Annotated in this window: 25 protein-coding genes; 11 read left to right on the top strand and 14 right to left on the bottom strand. The window is 64.6% G+C overall.

Translation table 11 applies throughout. The features are described 5' to 3' along the window. Positions 1-42 precede the first annotated feature (42 nt). The 3 genes from FOC40_RS09170 to arfB are packed head-to-tail and all read left to right on the top strand — an operon-like array spanning position 43 to position 3,545. Positions 43-2,409: a hypothetical protein gene (locus FOC40_RS09170; protein ID WP_003794006.1), complete on the top strand. Its 2,367-nt coding sequence runs from the start codon at positions 43-45 to the stop codon at positions 2,407-2,409. A 57-nt stretch (positions 2,410-2,466) separates the two neighbouring features. Beyond that, a complete protein-coding gene (locus FOC40_RS09165; protein WP_003794008.1) occupies positions 2,467-3,066 on the top strand; it encodes a uracil-DNA glycosylase family protein in 600 nt (199 codons plus the stop codon). 38 nt (positions 3,067-3,104) lie between these two features. Continuing rightward, complete coding sequence (gene arfB, locus FOC40_RS09160) at positions 3,105-3,545, top strand: alternative ribosome rescue aminoacyl-tRNA hydrolase ArfB (RefSeq protein ID WP_003794009.1); 441 nt, start codon at positions 3,105-3,107, stop codon at positions 3,543-3,545. Positions 3,546-3,566: 21 nt separating this feature from the next. Here the strand turns inward: arfB and FOC40_RS09155 are convergent, their stop codons facing one another. Then, positions 3,567-4,400: a class I SAM-dependent methyltransferase gene (locus FOC40_RS09155; protein ID WP_003794011.1), complete on the bottom strand. Its 834-nt coding sequence runs from the start codon at positions 4,398-4,400 to the stop codon at positions 3,567-3,569. Between the two features lie 108 nt (positions 4,401-4,508). Here FOC40_RS09155 and FOC40_RS09150 point away from each other — a divergent pair, with 108 nt between their 5' ends. Continuing rightward, a complete protein-coding gene (locus FOC40_RS09150) occupies positions 4,509-5,588 on the top strand; it encodes a threonine aldolase family protein (protein WP_003794013.1) in 1,080 nt (359 codons plus the stop codon). A 62-nt stretch (positions 5,589-5,650) separates the two neighbouring features. On the opposite strand, the gene FOC40_RS09145 is transcribed toward FOC40_RS09150, so the two are convergent. The 8 genes from FOC40_RS09145 to FOC40_RS09110 all read right to left on the bottom strand — a co-directional run bounded on the left by FOC40_RS09145 (position 5,651) and on the right by FOC40_RS09110 (position 10,031). Beyond that, positions 5,651-6,016 (bottom strand): hypothetical protein, encoded by a 366-nt coding sequence (locus FOC40_RS09145; RefSeq protein WP_003794015.1) that lies wholly within the window; start codon positions 6,014-6,016, stop codon positions 5,651-5,653. Further along, positions 6,006-6,554: a hypothetical protein gene (locus FOC40_RS09140; RefSeq protein ID WP_003794017.1), complete on the bottom strand. Its 549-nt coding sequence runs from the start codon at positions 6,552-6,554 to the stop codon at positions 6,006-6,008. The genes FOC40_RS09145 and FOC40_RS09140 overlap by 11 nt, the downstream gene beginning before the upstream one ends. Continuing rightward, positions 6,554-7,141 carry an RNA polymerase sigma factor gene (locus tag FOC40_RS09135; protein WP_003794019.1) on the bottom strand — a complete coding sequence of 196 codons (588 nt, stop codon included), beginning with the start codon at positions 7,139-7,141 and terminating at the stop codon, positions 6,554-6,556. Before FOC40_RS09135 ends, FOC40_RS09140 begins: the two co-directional genes overlap by 1 nt. A 64-nt stretch (positions 7,142-7,205) precedes the next feature. Next, complete coding sequence (locus tag FOC40_RS09130; protein WP_003794021.1) at positions 7,206-7,859, bottom strand: hypothetical protein; 654 nt, start codon at positions 7,857-7,859, stop codon at positions 7,206-7,208. Positions 7,860-7,872: 13 nt separating this feature from the next. Then, entirely contained in the window at positions 7,873-8,421 is a 549-nt protein-coding gene (locus FOC40_RS09125) for a DUF6286 domain-containing protein (RefSeq protein WP_003794022.1), read from the bottom strand. Then, positions 8,418-8,834, bottom strand: coding sequence for an Asp23/Gls24 family envelope stress response protein (locus tag FOC40_RS09120; RefSeq protein WP_003794025.1), 417 nt, complete (start codon positions 8,832-8,834; stop codon positions 8,418-8,420). The genes FOC40_RS09125 and FOC40_RS09120 overlap by 4 nt, the downstream gene beginning before the upstream one ends. A gap of 212 nt (positions 8,835-9,046) precedes the next feature. Next, complete coding sequence (locus FOC40_RS09115) at positions 9,047-9,523, bottom strand: Asp23/Gls24 family envelope stress response protein (protein WP_003794027.1); 477 nt, start codon at positions 9,521-9,523, stop codon at positions 9,047-9,049. A gap of 250 nt (positions 9,524-9,773) precedes the next feature. Continuing rightward, positions 9,774-10,031: a GlsB/YeaQ/YmgE family stress response membrane protein gene (locus FOC40_RS09110; RefSeq protein ID WP_003794029.1), complete on the bottom strand. Its 258-nt coding sequence runs from the start codon at positions 10,029-10,031 to the stop codon at positions 9,774-9,776. Positions 10,032-10,312: 281 nt separating this feature from the next. Between FOC40_RS09110 and FOC40_RS09105 the strand changes: the two genes are divergently transcribed. After that, positions 10,313-11,035 (top strand): nitroreductase, encoded by a 723-nt coding sequence (locus tag FOC40_RS09105; protein WP_003794033.1) that lies wholly within the window; start codon positions 10,313-10,315, stop codon positions 11,033-11,035. Positions 11,036-11,037: 2 nt separating this feature from the next. Here FOC40_RS09105 and FOC40_RS09100 read toward each other — a convergent pair whose 3' ends face one another. Together FOC40_RS09100 and FOC40_RS09095 are read right to left on the bottom strand one after the other, a co-directional pair. Next, positions 11,038-11,295: a type II toxin-antitoxin system RelE family toxin gene (locus tag FOC40_RS09100; protein WP_003794036.1), complete on the bottom strand. Its 258-nt coding sequence runs from the start codon at positions 11,293-11,295 to the stop codon at positions 11,038-11,040. 2 nt (positions 11,296-11,297) lie between these two features. Further along, entirely contained in the window at positions 11,298-11,561 is a 264-nt protein-coding gene (locus FOC40_RS09095) for a type II toxin-antitoxin system Phd/YefM family antitoxin (RefSeq protein WP_003794039.1), read from the bottom strand. Between the two features lie 153 nt (positions 11,562-11,714). On the opposite strand from FOC40_RS09095, the gene FOC40_RS09090 reads away from it, so the two are divergent. Beyond that, complete coding sequence (locus tag FOC40_RS09090) at positions 11,715-13,037, top strand: membrane protein (RefSeq protein ID WP_003794041.1); 1,323 nt, start codon at positions 11,715-11,717, stop codon at positions 13,035-13,037. 1 nt (position 13,038) lies between these two features. Here the strand turns inward: FOC40_RS09090 and FOC40_RS09085 are convergent, their stop codons facing one another. Both FOC40_RS09085 and FOC40_RS09080 read right to left on the bottom strand, forming a co-directional pair. Then, positions 13,039-13,644 carry a methylated-DNA--[protein]-cysteine S-methyltransferase gene (locus FOC40_RS09085; protein WP_003794042.1) on the bottom strand — a complete coding sequence of 202 codons (606 nt, stop codon included), beginning with the start codon at positions 13,642-13,644 and terminating at the stop codon, positions 13,039-13,041. Further along, positions 13,613-14,206 carry a protoglobin domain-containing protein gene (locus FOC40_RS09080; RefSeq protein WP_003794043.1) on the bottom strand — a complete coding sequence of 198 codons (594 nt, stop codon included), beginning with the start codon at positions 14,204-14,206 and terminating at the stop codon, positions 13,613-13,615. Before FOC40_RS09080 ends, FOC40_RS09085 begins: the two co-directional genes overlap by 32 nt. A 226-nt stretch (positions 14,207-14,432) precedes the next feature. Between FOC40_RS09080 and FOC40_RS09075 the strand changes: the two genes are divergently transcribed. Then, on the top strand, positions 14,433-16,391 hold the full coding sequence (locus FOC40_RS09075; RefSeq protein WP_003794045.1) for a cation:proton antiporter: 1,959 nt from the start codon (positions 14,433-14,435) through the stop codon (positions 16,389-16,391). 36 nt (positions 16,392-16,427) lie between these two features. Here the strand turns inward: FOC40_RS09075 and FOC40_RS09070 are convergent, their stop codons facing one another. Beyond that, the gene (locus FOC40_RS09070; protein ID WP_003794047.1) at positions 16,428-17,000 is read right to left on the bottom strand and encodes an N-acetyltransferase; all 573 of its coding nucleotides are present in this window, start codon (positions 16,998-17,000) and stop codon (positions 16,428-16,430) included. Between the two features lie 218 nt (positions 17,001-17,218). Here FOC40_RS09070 and FOC40_RS09065 point away from each other — a divergent pair, with 218 nt between their 5' ends. The 4 genes from FOC40_RS09065 to FOC40_RS09050 all read left to right on the top strand — a co-directional run bounded on the left by FOC40_RS09065 (position 17,219) and on the right by FOC40_RS09050 (position 23,643). Further along, positions 17,219-20,617 (top strand): ATP-binding cassette domain-containing protein, encoded by a 3,399-nt coding sequence (locus FOC40_RS09065; protein WP_003794051.1) that lies wholly within the window; start codon positions 17,219-17,221, stop codon positions 20,615-20,617. A 111-nt stretch (positions 20,618-20,728) separates the two neighbouring features. Beyond that, positions 20,729-21,313, top strand: a complete 585-nt coding sequence (locus FOC40_RS09060; RefSeq protein ID WP_003794053.1) for a DJ-1 family glyoxalase III — start codon at positions 20,729-20,731, stop codon at positions 21,311-21,313. A gap of 39 nt (positions 21,314-21,352) precedes the next feature. Then, on the top strand, positions 21,353-22,264 hold the full coding sequence (locus FOC40_RS09055; protein ID WP_003794055.1) for a TatD family hydrolase: 912 nt from the start codon (positions 21,353-21,355) through the stop codon (positions 22,262-22,264). A 218-nt stretch (positions 22,265-22,482) separates the two neighbouring features. Beyond that, on the top strand, positions 22,483-23,643 hold the full coding sequence (locus FOC40_RS09050) for a resuscitation-promoting factor (protein ID WP_003794057.1): 1,161 nt from the start codon (positions 22,483-22,485) through the stop codon (positions 23,641-23,643). The last annotated feature ends 10 nt before the right edge of the window (positions 23,644-23,653 follow it).

Here is a 23,653-nt window from a genome sequence, read left to right as displayed (position 1 = left end):
GATAGTCTCCCGGTATCTATCGCGAGTTGCATGGGAGCAAACATGACCCGGGACCTGATCCGTCGTGGCGACAACGAGCGCCTGGTGTTTTCTGAAACCCCCCTTCCTCAGCTGACGGACGTTCGAGTCGAGGGGACGTATGAGGTCAGCCTGAGTGAGGCCGGCGAGGCGGACGAGGTCGAAGCGTTCGAATTTGATCCCAACACCTCGCCCGCACAAGCCAGAGATTACGTTTTTGCCGCAGCCAGCGGCACTCTCATGGGAGCACTCAGTGTCCTGTGGCAAAAGGACTTCAACCTGGCGGACGCGCGCAAGTTCGGGGCCGAGAAAATCGAGAAAATCGTTATCGGGGCGGCTCAACGCGTTGGACTCAAGAAAGAGAATCCGAGCATCGCAGACGCTATCCGCTTTTTGGAGCAGATCTTCCCATTCGCGGGAGACAAACTCACCGATGTCTTTGGCGGTGGCCTCCAGCATCACCTCCGCGATTTCTCGCATCACGCCTCGCCCGTGGGGCTCGTGTGCTCCATCCTCATGCAATTCACCGGCAAAGGGTTTGGAACCACGACGGATGGGAGCTTCGCGATCTTTGACTTGCCTGCCGAGGCTCTGAAGGATGGAAGGCTATTCGGCAGGAATGTCGAGGAAAAGTTCCTCTACGGCACCCTCAACTGGGTGCTCCACCTCATCAGCGACATGGCGGGCTCGAGCTCGACCCCCGGCGCGGGCACGGGTATTCCTGGCCCGATTCTCTCCTTCCTCAAGGAGGCCTCGGCCCTGCCATTCTTCCGGGACATGACTATTGCGCACGAGGACAAGGTCGCCACCTTCTCGCAGTGGGTGTCGAAGGCATTCAACGGTACGCTCCTGAAGGACCAGGATGGAAACCCCCTGCGCTTCGATCTGCGGACTGAGGTTGGCCTGGCGAGTCAGATCCTCACGCAGGTTCCCGCCGTCCTCGCCAACGAGTGTATTGTCCGCGGCTTCTACACGATCACGCGCTTCATCGATGAACTCAGACGCGCTGATGTGTCTAGCGTCAAGGACTTGGGACGCATTAATCCCTCACGATTCCTGCCCCTCAATAGCCGGGCGCTGACGCGTATGCTGACGGTTGCCTCCGGTGCCTTCGTGGTCATCAATACCTCTATCGCAGCTGTGCGTGCGGCGGTCGCGGGGGCTGCGAGTGGCGAGGTGGGAGCAGTCCCGCTTTTCTTCATGCGCCTCAACTATGTCGGGATCGGACGTTTTGCTTTCGCCCTATGGGCCGACAGGTCCTACATCTACGAGGATGTCGAACAGTGGTGGGAGCGGTGTCAGGCGAGCAAGATGGGCACGGATGTGGCCGTGCATGCGCCCATGGGTGAGGAGGTTCAGCGTGTCGTCGAGTCGCTACGCATGCTGTGGCTCGAGGACGACTGTCGCCGCGAGAAGAACGACAAACAGCGTGAGCGCAAAGAAGTGCTGATCGGCGCTTGGGTGCGCAGGCAGCGAATCGCACACGATGGGAGCCAGGGGGAGTACTTCCTTGACGCCGCCGATGCTTACCGCGAGTTGGAGGCGGCGTGCGCAGGGGAGGATGGGGAACTCGTTCGCCTGGCCATTGCCCAGCAATTGCTCGCGTACCGCCCCTACGCCACGGAAAAGAAACTCTCCCTCTCCCAGACGTGGCTCACCGATGTCTTCACCTCCGACCAGGATGTTATCGATTCGGAGACGCTCAAGCGGCTGAAGAGTGCGCGTGCGTCCTACGACCGGTGGCTCTCAGGTACCTACACGAAGTGGGCGGTGCGCGGTGCTGCGGCTGTGGCTGCAACCGTTGCCACGGGTGGGGTGGCGGCCGTGGCAGCTCCCGCGATCGCGACCGTCCTAGCCGGCGAGGCCGTGGTTGGACTGAGCGGTGCTGCGCTGACCAGTGCGAGCCTCGCGTGGGTAGGCGGTGGTTCCCTTGCTGCGGGAGGCCTCGGTATGGCGGGTGGAACCGCGATAATCACGGGAGGAGGCGCGGTTCTTGGCCTGACGGCAGCGTCGAGTGGAGCGGCCCTGGTGGGGGCGTTCAGCAAGGACTACGCAGAACGAGTGAAGCAGGGGTGTATCGAGTGGCTCGCCCAGTGTTCGGTGCTTCTTGAGGAAAGCCCGGCGCAGGCACTGAGGGCTATCGAGGATTCGAAGGCGCGCTTGGAACGAGCGATTGACGCGGACAAGCGCACGATTGATGCTCTGAAGGGCGCGAAGGAAAAAGACGAGAAGAAACTGAGGCAAAGCCTGAATGAAGGCGTTTCTCACCTCCGCTACACCGTCGACGAGCTGGGCAAACTTGAACAGAAAGCCCGTGAGGCTGCTGTCGAGCGCGGTGACCTCGCGCCGAGTGGGAGCACCGATATCGCCCGCGTTCCAGAGTCGGACTAGTGTGACCTGCCAGTCGCCGGGGGCCGCGCGCTCGTGGGGCGGGCATACCCTAGGGGTATGACACCCGAGATCATCGACCCAGCTGTCCGCGCAATCGCCGAGGAGATCGCCGCAGACCCGGCCAACGCCTCGTACACGAAGCGAGGCGTGGGGCCGCTGTTCTACGCGGGACCCGAGTGTCGCATCATGATCGTCGGTCAGGCACCCGGGCGCGTCGCCGAAGAGACTGGCGTCGTGTGGAACGACCGCAGCGGCGACCGCCTGCGCGACTGGATGGGCGTCGATAGGGACACCTTCTATGAGTCCGGGAAGCTCGCGATCGTCCCCATGGACTTCTACTTCCCGGGTACGGGAAAGAGCGGCGACCTGCCTCCGCGCAAGGACTTCGCCGACACGTGGCACCCGCGCCTGCTCGAACTCATGCCGAAGCTGGAGATGACGATCCTCGTCGGCGCGTACGCCACCAGGCGCTACCTCGGTCTGAAGTCTTCGGCCTCGCTCACCGAGGTTGTGCGCGACTACAAGCGCTACCTGCCCACGTATTTCCCGCTGGTGCATCCCTCGCCGCGCAATCAGATGTGGATGAAGAAGAACCCCTGGTTCGCCGCCGACGTGCTGCCTGACCTGAAAGCGCGCGTCGCCTCTCTGCTCGCCTGACGAGGCTGGGGTGCGGCGCGTGGTGCACACTGGAACGCATGGACGATCTGTGCATTCCCGCTGGGCCCGGCTGCCCGCGTGGCCTCGTCGTGCCCGCGGGGGAGTTGGTCGAACGCTTCTCCCACGCCTCGGGCCCGGGCGGCCAGGGCGTCAATACGGCGGATTCGCGCGTGCAGCTCAGCCTGGATCTTGCTGCGACAGTCGCGCTGAATGACAAGCAGCGCGAGCGTGCCCTGTCTGTTCTCGGGGATCGCCTGACGGGAACGCTCCTCACGATTACCGCGGCCGAGCATCGCTCCCAGCGTCGCAACCGCGCCGCCGCGCGCGAGCGCCTCGCCGAAGTTCTGCGTTTGGCCCTCGTCCCGCCCGTCCCGAGGCGGGCCACGAAGCCAACGCGGGGGTCGAAGCTGCGCCGCCTCGCTGACAAGAAGAGGCGCTCAGAGGTCAAAGCACGCAGGCGCCGCCCTGACGCGGACTAAGGAGAACGAGGCCGGGGCTGCCTACGCCCACGCGTGCCCGTCGGTGCGCCACCCGATGAACACCCAGGTGACCGGCAGCGGGTAGTCGAGAACCCACATCTGCCGGTCCTCGCCGGTGGGGGACTGAACGACCTTGCGCGTGAGATGCTGGGTCGCGTAGGCGTCGAAAAGCCGCTGCTCGCGCGCGGTGAAAGGCTCGGGGCCGGCCAGGCGACGAAGGTCCGAGCGGGCCTCGTCGAAGGAAGAAAACCTCATCGGGCGGAAGGTTCGTGTGGTCGCGAAAATCGGGATACGTCCCAGGGATGCGAGTGCGCGGATTATCTCGCGGACGACGCGCGGGTGCCTCGCCGAGCGCCCCAGGTAGGTGAGCAGACGCGGGTCGCGGGAGGGGAGCAGGCTGTCGGGCACGACGACCGCCGCCCGCGAGCGGGCAGCCGCGTCGAGCTTGCGTACTGCGGAGAAAACGTTTCCACTCATGAGGGAGCGTGACGCGAAGGCGACATCTACGCTGTTATGCCCGAGGCCCGCCTCCTCCCAATCGTCCTCCCACGCGAGCAGGTGGGAGGTGATCGGTAGGTTCTCTGCTGCCGCGCGCTCGTCGAGGATCGCGAGCATGGCCTCGGCGAAGTCGCAGCCGTGGACGCGGTGCCCCGCGCGGGCGAGGGGAACGGCGAGCGTGCCCGTCGCGCACCCCATGTCGAGAACCGTGTCCGCCTCATCGAGAGACAGGTGGCCCAAGAGCCAATTCTCGTAGTCGCTGGTCGCGTTGCGTGTGAACGTCGCGGCCCGCTTGTTCCAATAGGCCTGTGAGTCGCGATTGATCGATTCTTCCCGGGCGTTGCTTCGTGTCGCCATGTTTCCTATTCCCCGTGTGGTCCTCGTTGAGGTTGGGCGCTTGGCCCACCCCTGCCAGGATAGGCCCGGTGCCAGCAGGGCAGCAAAACCCATAGTGTATCGGCAACCATGTTGGCCTCCGCGTGGAATAATATCTGCGTGAATTCTTCCCACGCGCTGCCGAACTTCTCTAGCGACTACCAGGAGGGCGCGCACACCAGGGTGCTCGACGCCCTCGTCGCCACCAACATGGAACAGTCCGCCGGCTATGGCACCGACGAGCACTGCGAGCGCGCCCGCGAACTGATCCGCGACGCCTGCGCCACCCCCGACGCCGACGTGTACTTCCTGGTGGGCGGCACGCAGACGAACGCGACCGTCATCGACGCGATCCTCCTGCCCTGGCAGGGCGTCATCGCCCCCAATACCGGCCACATCAACATGCACGAGGCCGGCATCGTCGAGCGCGGCGGCCACAAGATCCTCGACACTCCGGCCGTCGACGGAAAGATCAACGCAGCCGATGTCGAGCGCATCTGTTCGGCGTGGGAGGGTGACGGCGCGCGCGACCACATGATCGCCCCCGCCCTCGTCTACATTTCCCAGCCCACCGAGTACGGAACGCTCTACACGTGCCGCGAACTGGAGGAGCTCTCGCGCGTGTGCCGCGAACGCGACCTGAAGCTCTTCGTGGACGGCGCCCGCCTGGCCTACGCGCTGGCTTCCCCGGCCAACGACGTGACGCTGGCCGACCTGGCGAGGCTCACCGACGTGTTCTACATCGGCGGCACCAAGTGCGGGGCACTCTTCGGCGAGGCGGTCGTCATTCCGACCCGGGGCTCGATCCGCCAGTTCGTCACGCAGATGAAGCAGCACGGGGCGCTGCTGGCCAAGGGGCGTCTCCTCGGCGTCCAGTTCGAGGCGCTCTTCGAGGACGGTCTCTACCTGACGATCGGCGAGCCCGCCGTCAAGGCGACCGCGCGCATCCGAGGGGCGCTCAAGCGCGCCGGCTACGTCGTCACCATGGATTCGCCCACCAACCTGACCTTCGTGGCCCTCGACCAGGCCGGGCACGAGAGGCTGTCGCGCAAGGTCCGATACGGTATTTGGGAGACGCTGCCTGACGGCCGATACCTGGCGCGCATCGGCACGTCCTGGGCCACTCCCGAGGAGGACGTTGTGGCCTTCGAGGAGGCGCTGGCGCGGTAGGGCATCGTCTCCGATCGTCAGGTCACAAGCCGTGCGTCAGTGCGTTTCGCCGAGGTGAGAGCCTAGAGAAGCGACTGGACCCGCACTGTGACCCGGTGCCCCGGAGGGTTGTCGACGTGTTCGGAGTCTTCGTCGCTCACAGCCTCATTGTCCCGTGCGTCCGGCTCGGTGAGGGAGCGGATCACGGTTTCTTGGATGTCACGCACGATCTCTTTGACAGGCCGAGACTCGTCGAGGCCGACCTCGACGATAGCCCTGTTTGTACCTTCTTCAATGATGATGCCGAAACGGTCCTGCTGAGACTCCTGCTGCTGCATGCGTTTACCAATCACTTTTAACGTGCTGGCGAGTCCCGGCTCGATTCCTCGAACCCCGGGAATAGCAGTAACGAGGTGGACCAGCTCGGCCGCTGAGGGGCTAGTCGTCATCGTGGAGATCCTCAATGTGAATGTTGACAATGGGCGAGACCCCCAGGTTTTCACGACAAGCTGCCCGGAGGGCATCACGGACCTGCTGAGCGAGAAGCGGCAGGTTGTCGACGCTGATGTGCGCGGAGATCCGGCAGGAGATGGTCTCAGGAACTCCGAGGCCTCGGTGCTCCTTGCTGGTGGGGGCGTGCGTCATAGATGAACGCAATGCCCGTGCGCCGGGCACGGCATCGATGGTCTTTCGAATCAGTGCCCGCAATGAAAACTCGGACATGCTGTAGGGGCCGAGATCCGTTTCCGGCATCTCCACCTGGGATCCGTGTCGGGTTTCGGCTGCAATGGCGTCCATGAGGGAGCGACGGGGCATCACTGATGAGCTGCCCTGCGCCTCCAATTCATCCCATTCCTTGTGTAGAGATGCGATCACCTGCAAGTACTTCTGGGTGTTTGCATCGTCTTGCTCGTGGGAATGAACGAGAGAACGTGCCGACGCCGCTGAGTTCCGGACGTTGTTGGATAGCTTTTTCGCGCCACGCATCAGGACCACTCCTTCATCTTGCGCATGACGAGAGAGCGGGCGCGTGCCAGCCTCCCTCGAACGGTCGGAACGGTCAGGTTGAGGGTTTGGCCTATCTCCTCGTACGTCATCTCGTCAATTTCTCTCAGTACCCAGACGATACGCAGGTTCGCAGGCACAGAAGCTAAGATGTCGGCCAGCGCTTTGATCTGTGCGTTCACTTCGCTGGAGTCAGCTGGATCGGCGCTATTGTTCGCAGAGGCCTGCGCAGTGTTACTCGCGGTCTCGAGGCTTTCAGCGTCGTAAGGGTCGGTCGATCGGCGTCGCTGTTTACGCATCAGGCTGGTGGCCTTGTTCGTGCAAATCCGCAAGAGCCATCCTCGGAAAGCGGCTGGCTCGCGGACCAGGTGAATGCTCCGCCAGGCTTGAATGAGTGTCTCTTGGACGATGTCTTCGCTGTCCTGGCGGTTGCGTACGATCATGTAGGCCGATCGGAACAATCGGCCCTGATATCGATTGACGAGTTTCTCAAAAGCGCCGATGTCTCCGTCTTGAGCGCGCAGGACGAGACAACGGTCGTCGTGGGACGCGCCGGACGAGGTGGTCATGATGCCATCGTACCGTGAATAAGGTCGTCCAGGGCGAGGCATTGATAGTGCCTCGCCCTGTGCCTTAGGCGTCAACGATCGTCCCGTCAATGACGGGGGCGCCTTGTCCTGTCACGGCTTCTGATCGGCTATGTGAACGTGCTGGACTGTTCAGATTCATCAGGACGTCGATCTGTCGAGGAGCAGCACCGAGGGACGTTGCGATGTCCTCGTTGAGTCGATTCCTGAGCGCAGACACAGCCCATTCGACCGCACTGTCTCGAGAGACAGTGATGTCTGCCTGAACCCACAGGTTCTTGTGGGACCCTGCCACCCAGACTGAGCACTGTTCGACGCCGGGTATCTCCTGTGCCCTCTCAGAAAGCGCCTGGGAGAGGACATCGGGAGCCAGGGAGGCCACTAGTGAGCCTTGGGAACCCGTGATTCTCAGGGGAGAAGCGGCAGCCTTGCGAGGAATCTGCTTAATGAGCACGAATGCTCCCGCGATGATCGCGAACAACGACAGCAGTGCACCGATCGGGATTAGCAAATTCGAATGCGTGAGAGGCGCGATGATGCTGCTGACAGAATCCTGAGCGGAGACCAGGTAACGGTCGGTGGCTGGCCAGTAGCGGCCAGCACCGAGGCCCGAGGCCACAAGCCATGACGCCGCTGCGACGAGAGCGAGACCGAAGGTGGCTAAGATGATCCGGTTGAAAGCACCAGAAACTGAACGCATGTTGGTTTCTCCTTCATCGCGTCTGCTGGACGCGCACGCGGCTGCGTGAAATGCCGACGGGTGCGAGCAAAGCCAGCGCCTCATTGGTCTGTTGACGGGCGGCATCCTGCACCGGGGCGAGGTTATCCAGGACGCTGAGGACCAGGACATCGACGCGGGAGCGGCGAATGGTCACGGCGACGGAGTGGACGCCGTCAACTTGCTCAACCTGAGAGCGAATGAGGTCCGCCAGGTCGCGGCGCTTCGCCGCGGTCTGTCCGGGAAGATCATCCGGAAGGATCTCGAGGCGCCCGGGAAGTCCCGGCCACAGTGCCGACAGGATCATCGAGAGTCCGAAGACCGCGACAAGGAGGGCGACCGCAAGAGCTGCGGGGGAGCCGACAGGGGCCGAGCCGATAGCGGATAGAGCAGTGGCTGCGGGTGTCGGCCAACTTCCGGTGATGATCCTGTGTCCTGTGATCCATGCGCCCAGCCCTCCGGCCGTGAGGAGCAGCAGCGCGAGGATGATGCTCGGGATGGTGCGGGAGGGGAGGCGGATCAGTGAGGGAACTGGTGTTCTCATGTCAGGCTCTTCCTAACGTGGCTGCTCGGATGGAGCCAGGAGATCTCGATCGTCATTTTGCTGACGGTCAGTCCAGTGAGTGTTTCAACTCGACGGCATACGTGTGCGCGCAGATCCTCAACAATGGAGGATAGTGGCGCGGGAAAGGTCAGGCCCAGGTTCAGGTGGATGACGGCCACCTGACCGTAGATGTCACACGTCGCTTCGGGTCGTGAATGGAAGTTGTGGCGCGCGCCGATTCCCAGGAGTCCACCTGCGTTCGAGCCAACGTTCGCAGTTTCGTAGGCTGCTTCGGCAGCGATCCGGGAGACGACTCGGGAGGGAATGGTCGTGGTGCCGCGGTCCTCCCAGGACGGGTGAGAGTCCTCGGGGGGTCCCGGCTGCGCGATTGCGCGCTGGGTCGCGGTCGCCATCGTCACTTCTTTCGCCGATCCAGGAGGCTTCGGACATCGACCCGGCCCTCCAGACAAAGGCCTACTCCCCATCCGACTAGACCGCAGAGGGCGACCAGAACGAAGTCGGCGAAAGAGCCGAAGGCAAGAATGGTACCTAGGAACAGGCCCGTGAGGAGGGCCAGGTGCGTTGTCTTCATAAGATATTCCTCAGATCAGAGCGTCGGGGTGAATCACTTGAGGTCGGCAGGTTCGGAATCGTCAGCGTCTTCGTCAGGAAGGTGGACGTCGGTGACGTTGATGTTGACCTCGACGACCTCAAGGCCGGTGGTGCCCTCAAGCTGCTCGATGACATTGCGACGAATCGCGTTGGAGACCTCAACGATCGAGACGCCGTACTCGATGACGATGGTGATCTCGATGACAGCCTGGGTCTCACCCTTCTGCACGCTCACGCCGCCGGCGACGTTGGTCTGGGCGTTGGGGATGCGGTCGGTGACAGCGCTGAAGGCGCGGCGAACGGCGTTGCCCATGTCGTAGACACCGGGCACCTCGCGAGTGGCCATTCCGGCGATCTTGGCGACCACGTTCTCGTCGATTGTCGTCACGCCGTGCTCGGTCTGGAGGGGACCGCGCAGGGTCTTTTCCTCTTCGACGTTCTCGTTGCGCTCGCGCTGCTGGCCGGTCTGGGGGATGGCGTTCTTGCTCATGTGAGCCTCTTTCGTTTGTTCGAGAGATGATTGGACGGGGTTGTGCGCGGATCAGCAAGTGGTGAGTCAGGTGCCGTGGTGGCTCCTTGGTCGGCCAGTGCGTAGCCGGATTGACTTGTCGTGCTGCCCGTCATGATTGCCGCGCTATGAAGAAGACGCCTCAGGTTATGAAAACCTCACGACATTCTTATGCGGCGTATGCCACTAGGTTGGTGGCATTGCTATTCGGGGGTACGTCAGTGAGTGCTGTTCACTTGCGACCGGCGAGCTTGAGGTAGACCGAGATCGCGCCGATGGCGGCAACGAGGGACAGGGCCCACCTGATCCAGTCGATGCCGCTGGTGTCGGCAACGCCAAAGAAGCTGGCGATCGTGCCTCCGATGAGCGCGCCTACCGCGCCGAGGATGATGGTCCACAGGATGGAGATGCTCTGTTCACCCCGCATGATGAGTCGTGCAAGTGCGCCGAGGACGGCGCCGGTGATGACCATTCCGATTAGTGACAGCATGATGTATTCCTTCGTGAGGGTCCGACGATGTCAGTGTGTTTCAGGTCGGACGTTGGGACGTGTGGCAGCGTGATGCCGGCGGTGAGGCTGGCTGCACGCTACTTGTTAGATGTCACGATGGTTGATGACGTCACGACGAGATGCTGTGTTGTGCGTTACATACACTCGGGGTGTTGTACTGAGTGCCGAAACCGCGGTCATCAATGGCTTTTGTCCGATAGTCGCGTCCAGTTGGTGGATTGTCCCAATGTTCGGCGGAATCACAGGGGTAGCCTCAGAGTATGACACTCAACGAAGAGATGAACGATTTTTCCGCCCTGACCGCTTCGCGCCACTCCACGCGCGCCTTTACGAACCGCGAGGTTCCCGCCCGCGTCCTGGAGGCGATCCTGAAGGACGCGACGACCGCGCCCAGCTGGTCCAACACCCGCGCGTTCCGCCTGGCCCTGGCCACCGGCGAGCGCGCCCAGCGCCTGCGCGAACACTACGGACGCCTCTTCGACGAGGAGATCGAGGCCCATGCGTGCAAGGCAGAGGATCCGACCGTGGAGATCCCAGTCCCCGACGGCGACTACCCGGTGCGCAAGCGCTACCCGGACGAGCTGCGCCCCGCCCAGATCGAGGTCGCGAAGCTCCTCTACGGGATCTACGGCGTCGAGCGCGGCGACATCGAGGGGCGCAACCGGGTCAATCGCCGCAACGTCGTGGCCTTCGACGCGCCCGTCATGGGCTTCGTGTTCGTCCACGAGGACATGCTCCCGTGGAGCGCGATGGACGCCGGCCTCATGCTCCAGACCCTGTTCCTCTCGGCGAAGTCTCGCGGAGTGGACTCCTGCCCGGTCGGCATCCTGGCCACCTGGCGCGAGCCCGTGGACGCCGAGTTCGAGATTCCCGAGCACTATCGTTTCATCACTGGTTTCACGCTCGGTTACGCGGATCCTGAGGCGCCGATCAACGCGATGAAGGCCCCGCGTCCGCCGATCCAGCTCCTCGATGGCAAGTGATGCTACGAGCGGTAGATCTCGCGGCGGTGTGCGACGCGCACGACGGTCATGACGAGGACGTCATCTTCGATTGAGTAGATGATCCGGTAGTCGCCGACGCGGATGCGCCACGCATTCTCCGTGCTCGTGAGTTTCTTGACTCCATCGGGGCGAGGGGAGTGGGCGAGCAATTCGATGGCGTCCAGCAGGCGGGCGCGCACCGGGCGGTCCAGCTTGCGTACCTTGCGCGCCGCCGCCGATGTGAATTCGACGCGGTACATCGTCACGCGTCGAGTTCAGCGCGCAGGTCGGCCAGGCTGACGCGCTGCCCGTCGTCGTTGCGTACCGCCTCGCGGAAGGCCGCGAGATCGCGTGCATCCTCGAGTTCTTCCAAGGCCAACAGGTCATCGACGCCGATCACGATCGCCGTGAGGCGGCCGTTCTTCGTCACTCCGATACGTTCGCCGCCGTAGGAGGCTCGCCCGAGGATGTCGGAGAGGTTTGCGCGCAGCTCGCGAGTCGACAGCGTCGTAGCAAGTGTGTTCATAGTGGCATTTTAGTACATTGTGTACACGTTTGTGTTTGAATGAGCCCTACTGAGCGTGAACAATCCCCCATGGGCGTTCCCATCCCCACACGAAGCATCTACGGTGGACAAGAGGCCTCGGCCTCGTGAAACGTTCGCAACCGGAAGAACCCTATGTCCAAGAAGTACCTCTCTGTCGCCTTCGCCTACGTGGGAGTCATCATCGGCGCGGGCCTGGCATCCGGCCAGGACCTGCTCCAGTACTTCCTCTCCTTTGGCGCGAAGGGCCTGATCGGCATCGCGGTCCTGGGTGTCCTCAACGTCGTCTTCGGCGTCGTCGCGCTCCAGCTGGGCTCCTACTACCGATCCGGCCACCATGACGAGGTCTTCGAACGCATCACCCACCCTGCGCTGCGTCGCGTCATCGACGTCGTGCTCGTCTTCTCGGGCTTTGCGATGGGCTTCGTGATGCTCGCGGGTGCGGGCGCGAACCTCGAGCAGCAGTTCGGTCTACCCGCGTGGGCGGGCAGCGCCCTGTGCGCGGTTCTGGTCGTTCTCACGGCCTTCCTGGACTTCGACCGGATCATGAAGGTGATCGGCGTCTTCACGCCCATGATCATCGTAGCCATCACGATCCTCACCGTCTATTCGCTGGCCACCCCGCACCCGGGCGTCGCCGAACTCAACGCCGCCGCCACCAAGGTCACTCCCGCCCTGCCTAACCTGTGGCTCTCCACTATCAACTACTTCGCGCTGTGCGTCGTCAACGGCATTGCCATGGCCTTTGTGCTCGGTGGCTCGGTGCTGCGCATCGGCGAGGCCCGCCGCGCTGGTCGCGTCGGCGGCACCATCATCGCGCTCGTCATCGGCGCGGACGCCCTGTGCCTATACCTGAACATGGATCGCGTCTGGGACGTGAACGTTCCCGCCCTCGAGATCGCGCGCTCGATCCACCCGGCCTTTGCCTTCGTCTACACGCTCATCATTTTCGCGCTCATCTACAACACGGTTTTTTCGCTCTTCTACTCGACGGCGCGCCGCTTCTCGGGCGGCTCGACGGGGCGCATGCGCATCGTCCTCGTCGGCGTCGTCGCCGTGGGCTACGCGGCCTCGCTCATGGGCTTCAAGAAGCTGATCGGCGGCATGTACCCGATCATCGGCTGGCTGGGTGTCGCCCTCCTCGTCGTCCTCGCGGTCGGCTGGCTGCGCGAGCGCTCCTCCGTCCTGCGCGAGGAGAACCTGCGTCGCAAGCTCATTCGCCTGCTCGTGCGCAAGCACGCCGACGACCTGGAGTACACGGACGAGCACCGCGCCCAGGCACGCACCCTCGCCCGCGCCTCCATCGTCAACGGCGTGGAACTGAGGCGGGACGCTGGATCGATCGCCGAGCAGATTGCCGACACTCAGGATGATGCCGCCGCTTACGCTCGCGCGGCGCTGCCGGTCGACGAGGCCCTGATCGAGGAAGCGCTCGAGGCCGATCGGTCGAACGGCTGAGTCAGCTCACCGACGAGGCCGTGGCCGCCTCGTGCGCAAGCAGCCAGGCCTTCGCGTGCTCTCCGGCCGCGTATCCGCCCGGGCCGCTGGCGGCCACGACTCGGTGGCAGGGGAGGATGAGCAGCAGGGGATTACGCCCCACGGCGCCGCCGACCGCCTGGGCTGATGCGGGGATGCCTGCGCCCCGCAGCTGATTGACGATCTGCCCGTATGTGCGCGTCGCGCCGTAGGGGATAGTGGCCATCTCCTCCCACACACGCTTTTGAAAGTCCGTGCCCGCAGGCGCGAGACGGACGGCCGCGGGGGAGGGGGCCTCGCCCGCGAAGTAGTCATCCAACCATGATGCTGCCGCTCGAAGCACGCGCGCGTCGGCCTCGTCCCACCCGGCCTCGGCGTGGACGCTGCCCCGGGAATCAGGCGAGGTCAGATCGACCGAGGAGGGCGCTACGACCTCGTTGATGCCATAGAGGCGACCGAAGAAGCGCTGCCCGGCCACCCACACACCGACGAGCGAACCGTCCCGCGCGGCTAGTGTGAGGCGACCGATGGGGGAGTCGTAGGTGGCGAGCGTCGGATCAGAACTGCTCGGGGTGATCTCGGTAGGCATACGCCCACACTGTCACGGCGACAGTGACAGCGCGAGTCCAGGCGTCGCGGACGGCGCTCAGTTCTTCGCCTTCGAAGCCCTCCGCAAGGAGACGGTGCCCGACCTCCACAGTGGGCGCGATGAAGGCGAGCACGTAGCGCAGGGGCACGAATGGCGTCGAGTCCGCCCCATCCGCCGCGTTCTTCGCTGCGGACATGTGCCGTGCGCCGATCAGGTACTGGTAGTCCAACCACGCCTGGTCCCGCTCGCGTGTGCACATGTCGATGATCCACTGGGCGAAGCGCGGCTTCGAGGCCTGCGCGTACTTGGGGTTCGGCTGCCCGTCCGGGTGCGCGGAATGTGCCGCCAGATACGTTTGTTGAGCCAGAATCCCGCGCCACGTGTCGACCATTTCCATGGCGTGTGGCGCCAGGATGGGTTCTGCTCGTGCGAGCAGCTCGGCATCACCGGGCTGGACGTGTGCGGCGGCCTCGATCTGGCGTAGATCCTCGAGTGTGAGCGGAGACGTGGGGACAGCATCGGTGCCGTAGGTGTACCCCGACGAGTGGTCGTAAGCGGTCATGAGAACCTCCTTGAACCTATGAACCTATGCGTCAATTGTAGAACGTGCTCTGCTCGTGTGCATCTGTTTGACATCCGGGGCTGGTGGAGAGGCCAGGCAGGTGGGGTGTGGTGTTCCGCGTGAGTTCGCGGCACGCGTAGCCGCTGTAGTGAGATGGCAACGACGCTGGCGGGGTTGCTCGCAATACAATTGACCCGTGGATCCCCTTCTCATCGCCCTGTCCGGAATGCTCATCATCGTGGCGTGCCAATTCGTCGCACCCAAGGTGCGCGTGGCATCCCCCCTGATCCTCCTGGCGGTTGGACTGGCGATCGGTTTCCTGCCCCAGGTGGCGGCCATCGAAGTCGAGCCACACATCATCCTGGAGATGGTTCTCCCCCCGCTTCTCTTCTCCGCCGCCGTGCGCATGCCGACGATGGACTTTCGCCGCGAGATGCAGGCCGTCGCGATGCTCGCGATCCCCCTCGTCTTCCTCTCGGCCTTCGCGGTCGGATTCGTCATTAACTGGCTGGTGCCCGCGATCTCCCTGCCGTGGGGCGTCGCCCTGGGCGCGGTCCTGTCCCCAACCGACGCCGTCGCCGTGTCGATCGCGAAACGCTCCGGTGTCTCCCACCGCATCATTACGGTGCTTGAAGGTGAGGGCCTCTTCAACGACGCGACCTCGCTCGTCCTCTTGTCCGCCGCGATGAACGCCGGCCTGGCCGCAGACGAACACGCCCTCAACCCGGGCCTGCTCATCGGTAAGGTCGCTCTTGCGCTCGGTATCGCAGCTGCGATTGGCTGGGTCGTCGGCGAGGTCGGCGTGCGTGTGCGCGCCCACATCAAGGAGCCCTCGGCCGACACGGTCTTCTCCTTTGCGATGCCCTTTATCGCCTCGATCCCGGCCGAGCACCTGGGAGGCTCCGGCCTGGTCGCCGCCGTCGTCGCCGGCCTGGTCGTCTCACGCCGCCGCGCCGCCACGATTTCCGCGGCGAACAGGCGTTTCTCCCAGCAGAACTGGCAGACCATGACCCTCGTCCTGGAGAGCGGGATTTTCCTAGCGATGGGCCTGCAGGCCTTCGGTATCGTCGAGGAGACCGCCGCGTTCTCCGGAGGCCTGGCCTTCGCGGCATTCCTTGCCGTCACCCTCGGCGCGCTCATCATGGTCATTCGAGCCGTCTTCATCGCGGTCATGCTCGCTTGGCTGGATCACCGCCGCACCCACCGCAAGCGTCGCTACGAGGTTGAGAGCACGCGTATCGAACGCTTCGAAAAGCGCATGAACGAGGCCTGCGAGGTCGACGCCGACATGCTCGAAGCGCGCAACCTGAGCCCGGAGCACTGGGCGAACGCACTTAATCACTACCGTCGCCGCCTCAAGCGTCGCGCGCGCCGCAACGCCATGCGCGGATCCGACCTGGATTACTTCGAGAACGAACCGCTGGGTCCGCGCGAGGGCAGCGTCATCGTGTGGGCCGGTATGCGTGGTGCCATCACCCTGGCCGCCGCGCAAACAATCTCGACGCACGCCCCGATGCGTGCGCTCCTGCTCTCGATCGCGCTGTTCATCGCGGCCGGTGCTCTCGTCATCCAGGGCCTGACCCTGCCGGCGCTGATTCGTCTCGTGAAACCGCAGATGGCAACGGGAGATATTTCCGAGGAGGAGCGCGCAAGGCTCCTGAAGGTGATGGGCTCCGCGCTGGTGGATACGGCCCTCGCGCAGGCGATCCACGAGGTTGACGGCAAGACCCTGCTCTCCGCGGGTGTCTCGCGCACACTCTCCCGGCTGGGACATGCCCTTACTGACGAGGCCACGGGGGAGCAAACGCGGACTGCGCACGCCGCTGACCGCGTCCTCATGGACATCCTTCAGGATGCCGCCGCTCAGGAGGGGGCGACGCGTGATGGGCTGTGTCCCGAATGTGCAGACGACGACCTCGAGACCGCTGCCACCCGTGACGTTGAGTCCGATGGCGACGACGACGATGGCCACGGCACCGTCGATATGAGCGAGGAAGAGGTTGAGCGTTCCTTCACGCGCGACCAGATCCGTGAACTTGCTCTGGAGGCGATCCACGCTCAGCGTGATGCCCTCCTGCAGGCCCGCGACGAGGGCATCTTCTCCTCGGCGGCCCTGGAAGGTGCCCTCGCCCGACTCGACAACGAGGAGATCCTGCTGGTCTCCAGCCGCGGCGTCGACAACTGATCATCGCTGCGGCGTCAGCCGAGCGAGGTTAGCGCGTCAGTCCGTCGTCACTCGTGACGCGTACGCCGGGTCGTCCGTGACCGAGTTGAGCGCCTCCTCCAGGCGCTGCGGGCTCACGATCCCGTTGCGCGCCAGGACCCGGTAGGTCTGGTCGGCCTCGTGCGTGAGCATGTTCGTCACCGTGAAACCGTTGCGCTCGTAGAACGCCAAGCGGCGAACGCGCTGCTGGTAGTTCCCGGCCTCGCGCACCACCGGCTCGATCTCGAGCAGCTGTGGCACGTCGCCGTAGCGCTCGCGGAAGTGGGTGAGGATGCGCGAGCCGTAGCCCGCGCTGCGCGTGCGCCCGTCCACCGCGAGGAAACCCAGATAGAACAGGTCGGGGAAGACGAAGGAGAAGGTCAGGGCGACCATGTTGCCAGCCCCGTCCTCGCCTGCGGACAGGGACGGATCGATCCACGCGAGGAAGGAGACCTCGTCCAGCTGGGTGCTTGTCAGCAGCTCGGGAAGGGGGATCTGCTCCTCGGGCGGGAAGGAACGCTCGTAGATTTCCTTGACTTTGTCAGTGATCGGCCCTTCGTTGGGCACGGGAATCTGGGTGAGGTCGGTCATGGGGTCAGTCTAGCCGCTCGGTCTCGCGTGCCCCTGCAGGTCCTTCGTTGAATGTGGCCTGGGCTGGGTTTCGGGGACCGCGATGTGACGTGGCAGATACGACTTCAGGGGCTTGTCGGGGGACGATCAGGGATCAGTCAGTGAACAGCGGCGGTCTTGGGCGATGGCCGATCACCTAGACTTGTATGTGGAATCAGCAGCAGATGTGAGGATGAAGCGTGCTAGAGCTCAAGGAGATCGTCAAGGCCTATCAGACCGCCAACCTCGTGCAGGTGGCGCTCAACAAAGTCTCCGTGGCGTTCCGCGACAACGAGTTTGTGGCCGTACTGGGCCAGTCAGGTTCCGGCAAGACGACGATGCTCAACGTCATTGGTGGCCTTGACCGCTTCCAGAGTGGCGACCTCGTCATCGACGGTATTTCGACGAAGGACTACAAGGCCCGCGACTGGGACGCCTATCGCAACAACCGCATCGGCTTCGTCTTCCAGGCCTACAACCTGATTCCCCACCAGACCGTGCTGGCGAACGTCGAGCTGGCCCTGACCCTGTCGGGCGTCTCGCGCTCCGAGCGTCGCAAGCGCGCCCTCGATGCCCTCGAACGGGTCGGCCTGAAGGAGCACGTCCACAAGAAGCCCTCGCAGATGTCGGGCGGCCAGATGCAGCGCGTCGCCATCGCGCGTGCCCTCATCAACGACCCCGAGATCCTGCTGGCCGACGAGCCCACCGGCGCCCTCGACTCCAAGACGAGCGTCCAGGTCATGGACCTGCTGCGCGACGTGGCCCGCGACCGCCTCGTCATTATGGTCACGCACAACCCCGATCTGGCCCACCAGTACGCGACCCGCATCGTCGAGCTGGCCGACGGCTGCATCGTCGCCGACTCCGATCCCTTCGTACCCACCGCCGAAGACCGGCGTGAAGCCAAGCCCGCACGTCGCACCTCGATGGGCTTCCTGACGGCCCTGTCCCTGTCGGCCAACAACCTGATGACGAAGAAGGGCCGCACCCTCATGACCTCCTTCGCGGGGTCCATCGGCATCATCGGCATCGCCGCGATCCTCGCGCTGGCCAACGGCACCAACGCCTACATCGCCAAGACGGAAGAGGAGACGCTGGGCGCGTACCCGCTGACGATCCAAAAGAGCGGCATCGACATGACCGCCGCGCTGTCCGTGTCGGCCTCGGACTCCAAAGACTCCCAGCCCGCGCCCGACGGCAAGGTCGGCGTCTCCAAGCTGCGCACCTTCGCCGACACGATCCGTGACGCGAAGACGAACGACCTGGCCTCACTCAAGACCTACCTGGACAACAACGGCGGCGGCATCGACACGATGGTCAACGCGATCGAGTATGATTACGACATCGTCCCGCAGATCTACCAAACCGACACGTCCAAAGAGATCGTGCAGGTTAGCCCCGACCAGTCCATGAAGCAGATGGAAGCCGGTTTCGGCGCGGGCGCCTTCGGGTCGATGATGCAGACGAACGCCTTCTACCAGATGCCCGCCACGACCTCGCTGTACACCTCCGCGTACGACGTCGTCGCCGGCTCCTGGCCGAGCGGCGCGAACCAGGTCGTCCTGGTCCTCGATGAGGACGGCAACATCCCCAACCTCTTCGAATACACCCTGGGTCTCAAAGACCACAAGGAATTCGATGACCTGATGCGCAGCTACTACCAGGGCGCGCTCGGGGGCAAGAGCCAGTCCGGGGCGCAGTCGGGGGCGAGTACCGCCACCTACGACTACTCCGCGATCCTGGGCACGACCTTCCGCCGTGTCAACGCGTTCGACAAGTACACGTGGGACGACACCTACAAGGTGTGGACGGACCGTTCCTCCGACACGGACTACATGAAGAAGCTCGTGGACGGCGGCCAGCAGCTGACGATCTCCGGCATCGTCAAGCCCAACTCCGACAAGGGCGGCGCCCTGCGTCAGGGCATCGCCTACACGCCCGCCCTGACCTACAGAATCGTCGAGGAGGCGGCAGCCAGTCCGATCGTCAAGGCCCAGCGCGCCAAGCCCGACGTTGACGTCTTCACCGGCAAGACTTTCAAAGAGCTGGCGGACAACCAGAAGAGCCAGTCCGGCGGCTTCGACATGTCCTCCCTGTTCACCGTGGACGAGTCCAAGCTCTCCGCCGCCTTCCAGATCGACCCCAACAAGATGCAGATGGACCTGTCTGGCCTGGACTTCTCCGGCCTCGACCTGTCCGGCCTTGACTTCTCCAACCTCGATATGTCGGGCCTGGACCTATCGACCATCGACCTGTCGGCTCTGAGCGCGCAGTCTGGTGCCCAGTCGGGCATGGCCTTCGACCTGTCCGGCCTTGACTTCGGAGAGCTGAGCAAAGACCTGCCGCAGCTGGCTAACGTCGACTTCCAGACGATCATCCGCTCGGCCCTGGCCGACGGTGCCGTCAAGGACGGCGCGGCAGACTACCTGAGCGCCCAGGCATCCCAGATCGCCCAGGGGTTCCAGGACTACGCCCGCGAGCAGATCGAGGCGGGCGGAACGACCGACTTCGCGACCCTGGCCTCGGCCTATTTCTCTCAGCCCGAGGTGCTCGAGCAGCTGCGAGCGGCCGTCTCCTCCGACCAGGTCGTCGACTCTGACAAGCTCGCCGCCAACCTGACGAAGGCCCTCGGTGAGGACCCGGCCCTGGCTCAGATCGGCACCGACATCTCCACTCAGGTCATGAACGCGATCTCCACGCAGATCGCCGCCCAGCTGGGGACCACTCTCACGCAGGGTGTGAGTGCCGTCATCGGCCAGGTCATGCAGGAAGCCATGACGAACGCGATGACCTCGATGATGACGCAGCTGTCGACCGCGATCGGCAACCAGATCGGTTCCACCATGGAGCAGTTCGCCACCAACATGTCCAGCGCCTTCTCAATGGATCCGCAGGCCTTCGCCGAGGCCTTCCAATCCAACGTGGACGAGAAGTCCCTCGCCGCGCTCATGGCGACCATGTTCTCTACGAACGTGCCGACTCTCGAGACGAACCTGAGGAACCTGGGATGGGCGGATATCGCCTCCCCGTCGAACATCTCCATCTACCCCAAGTCCTTCGCGGACAAGGACAAGGTGAAGGCCGCCCTCGACGCCTACAACGCCGACAACAAGGCGGCGGGCGCGACCGACAAGGTCGTCACCTACTCCGACGTCATGGGCGCGCTCATGAGCTCGGTGACCAAGATCGTCGACATCATCTCCTGGCTGCTCATTGCCTTCGTGTCGATCTCGCTGGTGGTCTCGTCGATCATGATTTCGATCATCACCTACATCTCGGTGCTCGAGCGGCGCAAGGAGATCGGTATCCTGCGCTCGATCGGTGCCTCGAAGGGCGACGTGTCCCGCGTGTTCAACGCCGAGACCGTCATCGAGGGCCTCTTGGCGGGTCTGATCGGCGTGGGCGTTACCTACGGACTGTGTGCGGTTGCGAATGCTATCGCGTACTCCTCGTTCAACGTGGAGAACATTGCCCAGCTCTCGCCGCTCACGGCCCTCACACTCATCGCGGTATCCGTCGGTCTGACCGTCATCGCGGGCGTCATCCCGGCCTCGCGCGCCTCGCGCCAGGACCCGGTCGAGGCCCTGCGCTCCGAGTGACGCACACGGTCTCGTCCCGCGGGACGAGACCGTGGCGCGTCCACGGGGCACGTGCGGCTGCGCTAACCTGGACGTAACGCTCGTTTCAGTAGCCGCGACGAAAGAGGAATCATGCCCACTCCCGACAAGCTTGCCACCGACGCCACCGTCGCCATCATGCTGGCCGACGGCTTCGAAGAGGTCGAGGCCCTGGCCGTCGCCGACGTCCTGTACCGAGCCGGCGTGCGCTCCGACCTGATCTCCGTGACCGACGCCCGCCACGTGACCAGCTCGCACAGCATCCGCGTCGTCGCCGACCTCATGCTCGAGGACGTGGACCTGTCCACCTACACCGTCCTCTTCCTGCCCGGCGGCATGCCCGGCACCCTGGGCCTGAAGGGCACGCCCGCGATCCAGGCCGAGGTGCTGCGCCGCTCCGACGCCGCCCAGCCCATCGCAGCGATCTGCGCGGCCCCCTCGATCCTGTCCGAGCTGGGCGTCCTCGACGGCCGCCACGCGACCGCGAACCCCGCGTTCGTCAAGGCCATCGCCGAGGGCGGCGCGATCGTCCACGAGAACCCGGTCGTCATCGACGAGCAGATCATCACCAGCCGCGGCGCCGGCACCTCCCTGGAGCTTGGCCTCGAAATCGTTCGCCTCCTCCTCGGTGACGACGTCGTCGACGAGGTCGCCCGCGGCGTCGTGCTCGCTCGCTGACGCGCCCTGCTTCGCACCCCGAAAGGACCCTCTCTCCGCATGAGCCCGCGTAAGCCTCGTCCCTGGCCCGACGCGCCCGTGCCCCTGGCGGCACCCGTGGTGGACAACCACACGCACCTGCCCACCCACGTCGGCGAGATCCCCCGGCGCGAGGGCGTGGCGCTCAGCCTTGAGGAGCAGCTGGACCGCGCCCGCGAGGTCGGGGTCACCCGGATGATCTCGAGCGCCTGCGAGCTGCCCGACTTCGATCCGATGATCGAGCTGGCGCGTGCTCACGAGGGCGTGCGCGTCGCGATCGCGATCCACCCCAACGACGCGGCCCTGCACGCGGGCTGTGCGGACCCCTCGCCTGACGGTCTGGTCCCCGTCGTGCGCGACTACCACGTGCCCCTTGACGAGGCCCTGGCTGCCGTCGAGGCTCGGCTGGACGATCCGATGGTCGTCGCGGTGGGGGAGAGCGGCCTGGATTATTTCCGCACGGCCGACCCGGGCCGCGAGGCGCAGAAGGAATCCTTCCGCGCGCACATCGACATGACGCAGCGCGCCGGCCTGCCCCTGCAGATCCACGACCGCGACGCCCATGAGGACACCCTCGCGATTCTTGACGAGCGTGCGAGCGAGGACCAGCGCATCGTCTTCCATTGCTACTCGGGGGATGCGGCGATGGCGCAGCGCCTCGCCGAGCGCGGATGGTACGCCTCCTTCGCCGGCCCCATCACATATCCCGCGAACTCCGACCTGCGCGCCGCGCTCGCGGTCCTTCCGCGCGAGCTGGTCCTGGTTGAGACGGACGCCCCGTACCTGACGCCGGTGCCGTGGCGCGGCTGCCCCAACGCCTCCTACGTCATGGCGCACACCGTGCGTTTCATTGCGGATCAGTGGGGTGTCAGCGAGGCGGCGGCGTGCGACCAGCTGCGGGCGAACACCGAGGCGGTCTACGGCACCTGGTGAGGGCATCTCTCCTGTGACGAGTGCGGGTTATCGGCCTCGCACGACCTTCCCACGCGCGTTCTCTGACTGGTGAATTGCGTCAAAGTGGTCGCGCGAAGGTAACAAATTGGTTACGGTGGGTGTGTCAGTCCGAATTGGCCTGCCCGTCTGATGCGCCCGCAGTCCGCGGGGATGCGTCGGCGCGGCCCTGAAACGGAACCTACAAAGTCTGGAGACACGTGAGCTTTCAGCCCTCTCGTACAACCGTCATTTCTGTCGCAGCCGCGACGGCCCTTGTCGTGGCCGGCACCGCGGCCACTGCCATTGGCACCTCCTATCGCCACGTCACCGTCGAAGTTGACGGCGTGACCCGCGATGTCTCAGGCTTCTTCACGACTGCCGGCGATGCTCTGCACAGCGCGGGCGTGACCGTCGGCGACCACGACCTCGTCGCCCCCGCCTCCAACCAGACCGTCGCGAGCGGTGACACCGTCGTCGTGCGCACCGCGACCGAGTACGACGTGACGGTCGACGGCAACCAGACCACTGCATGGTCCACTGCCTCGTCGATTTCCGGCGTGCTCTCTGCCCTGCCGGCCTCCGCCGTGTCCATGGCGGCCGACCGCTCCTACACCCGCGCCGAGATGCCCATCGCCGAGGCCGGCCAGACCGTCCACGTCGTCGCCGACGGCACCACGACGGACGTCGTCGTCTCCTCCGACGAAGGCACGACCGCGATCCTCGAGAAGGCCGGCGTCAGCGCCGGTCCGATCGATCGCGTCACCCTCGAGCACAACGGCGGCGAGGCCACCCTGCGCGTCGCACGCGTCGTGCGTGGCACCGTCTCTTCCACGACCGAGATCCCGTACGAGATCGAAGAGCGTGAGGACGCCGAGGCCGAAGAGGGGACCGAGAAGACCGTGCAGGAAGGTGTGGCCGGCTCCGAGGTGACCGAGACCTACCAGGAGACCATCGACGGCGACGTCACCGTCTCCGCCGTCCTGTCCGCGACCCGCACCGAGCCCACCAAGCGCATCGTCTCCAAGGGCACGAAGGCGAAGAAGGCCGAGGATACGTCGTCCAGCTCGTCCACCTCGTCCGATTCTTCGGGTGCCTCCTCGTCTGGTTCGTCTGCGTCTGCTCCCGCCGCCGTCTCCGGCGACGACGCTGCGATCTGGGCGGCCATCGCCCAGTGCGAGTCCGGCGGCAACCCGTCGATCAACACGGGCAACGGCTACTACGGCATGTACCAATTCTCTCTGCCGACGTGGCGTTCCGTGGGCGGCTCCGGCCTGCCCTCTGATGCCTCCGTGGAAGAACAGACCATGCGTGCGCGCATGCTCCAGCAGCGCTCCGGTTGGGGCCAGTGGGGCTGCGCCTACAAGCTGGGCCTCGTCTGACGTGACATTG

The organism is Schaalia odontolytica, from assembly GCF_009730335.1.
Lineage (GTDB): Bacteria > Actinomycetota > Actinomycetes > Actinomycetales > Actinomycetaceae > Pauljensenia > Pauljensenia dentiphila.
This window is presented reverse-complemented; position numbering and strand designations above follow the sequence as displayed.